Source organism: Mesorhizobium sp. M2A.F.Ca.ET.067.02.1.1 (genome assembly GCF_004023285.1).
Classification (GTDB): Bacteria; Pseudomonadota; Alphaproteobacteria; order Rhizobiales; family Rhizobiaceae; genus Mesorhizobium.
On the sequence record NZ_RZSB01000742.1, the window covers coordinates 1 to 2983 of the forward strand.

The window sequence follows — 2983 nt, forward strand, 5'->3', positions numbered from 1 at the left end:
CCCGTTCCGAAAGACCATGCTCGTCAATGCCGGCCTCGACATCGAGGCGGTGCCGGCAAATGTCGACGAGCGCGCCCTCGAGGCTCCGCTGAAAGACAGCGGCGTCTCGCCGGAAGACGTCGCCTCGATCCTGGCCGAGGCCAAGGCGACTGAGGTCAGTGAGCGGAGGCCCGGCTCCCTGGTGCTCGGCTGTGACCAGACGCTGTCGCTGGGCGACGAGGTCTTTCACAAGCCGGCCGACATGGAAGGCGCGCGCCGCCACCTGCTCGCGCTCTCGGGCAAGACGCATCAGCTGAACAGCGCGGCCGTGCTTTGCCGCGACGGCGAAGTGCTGTGGCGTCATGTCGGCATTGCCAACCTCACCATGCGCAAGCTCGACCCCGCCTTCATCGGCCGGCATCTGGCGCGCGTCGGCGCCAAGGCCCTGGGGAGCGTCGGCGCCTATCAGGTGGAGGGCGAAGGCATCCAGCTGTTCGAGAAGATCGAGGGTGATTATTTCACCATCGTCGGCCTGCCGTTGCTGCCGGTCCTGAAGGAGCTGCGCGCGCTGGGAGCCATCGATGGCTGAGAAAAAGGCCTTCGTTACCGGACATCCGATCGCCCATTCGCGCTCGCCGAAGATCCACGGCTATTGGCTCAATAAATACGGCATCGACGGCAGCTACCAGGCGATCGACGTCGCGCCGGCGGATTTCACCGATTTCCTCAAATCTCTCGGCGAGAACGGCTACCGCGGCGGCAACGTCACCATTCCCCACAAGGAAGCCGCCTTCGCCGGCGTTGCCCGCCGCGACCATGCGGCTGATGAAATCGGCGCCGTCAACACGCTGTGGTTCGAGAACGGCGTTCTCTGGGGTGGCAATACGGACGGCTACGGCTTTGCCGCCAACCTCGATGACCATGCGCCTGGATGGGCGGACAATGGGCCGGCCGTGGTGCTGGGCGCCGGCGGCGCCTCCCGCGCCGTCATCCACGCGCTGAAAGAGCGTGGCATCAAGGACATCCGCATCGTCAATCGGACGCTGGCGAGAGCCGAGGAACTCAGCCGCCATTTTGGCCCTGGCGTCTCGGCGCATGGCGCAGTCGGCGAGCTGCTTGCCGATGCCTGCCTGCTGATCAACACCACGGCGCTCGGCATGCATGGCAACGAAACCCTCGTCGCCGATCCAGCCGGCTTGCCGGATCACGCCATCGTCACCGACATCGTCTATGTGCCGTTGGAAACGCCTTTGCTTGCCGCCGCCAGGGCGCGGCGGTTGAAGACGATCGACGGGCTCGGCATGCTGCTGCATCAGGCGGTGCCCGGCTTCGAACGCTGGTTCGGCAGGAAGCCGGAAGTCACGTCCGAGCTGCGGAGCATGATCGTTGCCGACATCGAGGGCCACTGATGATCGTGCTCGGCCTCACCGGATCGATCGGCATGGGCAAGTCAGCGACGGCGAAAATGTTCGCCGAGGCCGGCGTGCCAGTGCATGATTCGGACGAGACGGTGCATCGCCTCTATGCCGGCAAGGCAGCGCCTTTGGTCGAGGCGGCCTTCCCGGGCACGACCGAGGCAGGCGTGGTCGACCGCGTGAAGCTGGCGAGCCAAGTGCTCGGCGATCCCGCCACGCTGAAGAAGCTCGAGTCGATCATTCATCCGCTGGTGCGCGCCGATGCCGATGCGTTTCTGGCGAGGCATCGCGCCGTCGGCGCGCCGCTCGCCGTGCTCGACATCCCGCTTCTGTTCGAGACCGGCGGCCGCAACCGCGTCGACAAGGTCGTGGTCGTCACCGCTTCGCCCGAGATCCAGCGCGAGCGCGTGCTCGCCAGGCCTGGCATGAGCGAGGAGAAGTTTTTGTCGATCCTCGCCAAGCAGGTGCCCGACGCCGAAAAGCGCCGCCAGGCCGATTTCATCATCGACACCGGAAATGGCTTCGAGGCGGCGCGGAGGGCGGTTGAGGCCGTCATCGGCGAATTGACGGGGGATAAGTCCGGCCGGGATGGTTCCTGACGTCCGCTGACGGCAGTCCCCATTGCCATTTTGTTCTGGTTTGTGATTCTGCTCCTTGGAGCGGATTGATTCGCATGCGTGAGATCATCTTCGATACGGAAACCACCGGCCTCGATTTGCGCGAAGACCGCATCATCGAGCTCGGCGGCGTCGAGCTGGTCAACCGTTTCCCGACCGGCCGCACCTTCCACAAATTCATCAACCCGCAGGGCCGCGCCATCCATGCCGAGGCGCAAGCCGTGCATGGCATCAGCGCCGCTGACCTGGTCGGCAAGCCGACCTTCGCCGAAATCGTCGATGAGTGGCTGGCCTTCACCGACGGCGCCAAACTGATCGCCCACAACGCCACCTTCGACCTCGGCTTCCTCAACCTCGAATACAGCCGGCTCGACCATCCGGCCATCGATCCCGGCCGCATCATCGACACCCTCGCTTTGGCGCGCCGCAAGCATCCGATGGGCCCGAACTCGCTCGATGCGCTCTGCCGCCGCTACGGCATCGACAACACCCGCCGCACCAAGCACGGCGCGCTGCTCGACTCCGAGCTGCTGGCCGAAGTCTATATCGAGCTCATCGGCGGCAAGCAGGCGGCGCTGGTGCTGGAGGCCGTGTCGGTGCAGATGAACGGCGCCGGCGAGGTGGCCGATATCGACATCTCCGTCGGCGCGCGGCCCATCGCCCTGCCGCCGCGTCTGAGCGAAGCGGACCGCGCGGCGCATGCCGGGCTGGTCTCGACGCTCGGCGAAAAGGCGCTGTGGCTTAAGGTGGCGGTGGGGTGAGCGGGCGCTTGTGGCGCTGATCCGCGCGATTGGCCGAATCCCTCCGCGACGTCGTCATACTCGGGCTTGACCCGAGTATCCATGCCGTGACCTCCGCCGCAGGGTGCAACGGTGCAGAATTCTATAACCGTTGCAACGCGTTAGCGTCACGGCATGGATTCTAGGGTCTGCGCGCGTCGCTTCGCTCCTTGCTCCGCCCTAGAATGACGAC

The 2983-nt window shown here is 65.5% G+C and carries 4 protein-coding genes; all 4 read left to right on the forward strand.

What is annotated here, in order from left to right:
• Window positions 1-568: Maf-like protein (locus EOA28_RS31040; RefSeq protein ID WP_128315627.1), on the forward strand; the 568-nt coding region annotated here is incomplete at its 5' end.
• On the forward strand, window positions 561-1388 hold the full coding sequence (locus EOA28_RS31045) for a shikimate dehydrogenase (protein WP_128315628.1): 828 nt from the start codon (window positions 561-563) through the stop codon (window positions 1386-1388). The genes EOA28_RS31040 and EOA28_RS31045, both read left to right, overlap by 8 nt.
• Complete coding sequence (gene coaE, locus EOA28_RS31050) at window positions 1388-1993, forward strand: dephospho-CoA kinase (RefSeq protein WP_127252812.1); 606 nt, start codon at window positions 1388-1390, stop codon at window positions 1991-1993. Before EOA28_RS31045 ends, coaE begins: the two co-directional genes overlap by 1 nt.
• A gap of 74 nt (window positions 1994-2067) precedes the next feature.
• Entirely contained in the window at window positions 2068-2772 is a 705-nt protein-coding gene (dnaQ, locus tag EOA28_RS31055) for a DNA polymerase III subunit epsilon (protein ID WP_128298214.1), read from the forward strand.
• Window positions 2773-2983: the final 211 nt, after the last annotated feature.